Here is a 1,341-nt window from a genome sequence, read left to right on the forward strand (position 1 = left end):
TAATTTTTAATTAAAATGAGAGACCTTTATTCAATGAAAAACCTAAAATTGCCCAAAATCGCCTCAGAGGGTTATATATTTATAATTATCTTTGCAGCTATTACCTTATTTATTACATTTTTTTCCAATACTTTGGGAATATTAAGTTTTGTCTTAACTTTATGGTGTGTTTATTTTTTTAGAGATCCAGACAGAGTAACTCCTCAAAACCCTAGTTTAGTTATTGCTCCGGCAGACGGTATTATTACTGCTGTAGACTATGTAACTCCTCCTACGGAATTAGCTTTACCAAATGAAGAAATGTTACGTATTGCTATCTTCATGAATGTTTTAAACGTACATGTTAATAGAAGCCCTTTTAGCGGTGTTATAGAAAAGATTGTTTACTTTCCAGGCAAATTTTTTAATGCTTCCTTAGATAAATCTAGTATTTATAATGAAAGACAATCTTTTGTACTAAATACTGATACTAATCAAAAAATTGCTTTTGTTCAGATTGCAGGCTTTATTGCTAGACGGATTGTAAAATTTGTTGATGAAGGAGATACTATTAAAAGTGGGGAAAAGTTTGGGTTAATTCGTTTCGGGAGTAGAGTTGACGTATACTTACCCAAAGAACTTACTCCATTAGTCTTTAAGGGACAAACCGCTACTGGCGGAGAAACTATTCTAGCTGATTTTAACTATAAAGGAGCACAAGTAACAAGTTTGGTTTTAGACAAACCTCTTAGATAATATGTTGTATAAAATAATTCCTAATCTTATTACTATACTTGCCTTATTTTTAGGGCTTAGTGCTATAAGATATGCTTGGTTTGGCTATTTAGATTTTGCAGTACTATGCATTTTTGTTGCAGCTATTCTTGATGTTTTTGACGGCAGAATTGCTCGTGCTTTAAAAATACAGTCTAATATAGGGAAAGAGCTAGATTCTTTTGCGGATTTTACAGCCTTCGGTATAGCTATTGCTTTTATTTTATATCTTTTTGTTTTAATAGATTTAGGTTTTATAGGTTGGATAATTTCCGCAGGATTTGCCTGTACATCTGCCCTAAGATTAGCAATTTTTAATTCTTTGGAAAAGACCCCTGCCAAATATAAAAATTTTTTTATAGGAACACCAACCACAGCTGCAGCTTTATTAGCTTTATTTCCCCTGTCCCTTAATTTAACTTTTCAAATTGAGTTAAGTATTTATATTTATGCCCTATCAAGCATTGTAATTAGTATTTTAATGCTAAGTAAAATCCCAACTATTTCCACTAAAAAAATTTCCCTAAATAAATACTCTATTTGCTTACTTAGTTTAATTAGTTTATAGATCGGAAGAGCGTCGTGTAG

1 protein-coding gene is annotated in these 1,341 nt (G+C 31.5%); it reads left to right on the forward strand.

Annotation, left to right across the window (positions count from 1 at the left end):
* Positions 1–33: 33 nt before the first annotated feature.
* Positions 34–735 (forward strand): phosphatidylserine decarboxylase, encoded by a 702-nt coding sequence (locus tag ACQCX0_RS05710; protein WP_462563208.1) that lies wholly within the window; start codon positions 34–36, stop codon positions 733–735.
* The last annotated feature ends 606 nt before the right edge of the window (positions 736–1,341 follow it).

It is taken from the genome of Candidatus Hepatincolaceae symbiont of Strigamia maritima, from assembly GCF_055505085.1.

Excerpts from the sequence above, each read along its gene's own strand:
- ACQCX0_RS05710 (WP_462563208.1), top strand. The coding sequence starts at position 34 with ATGAAAAACCTAAAATTGCCCAAAATCGCCTCAGAGGGTTATATATTT.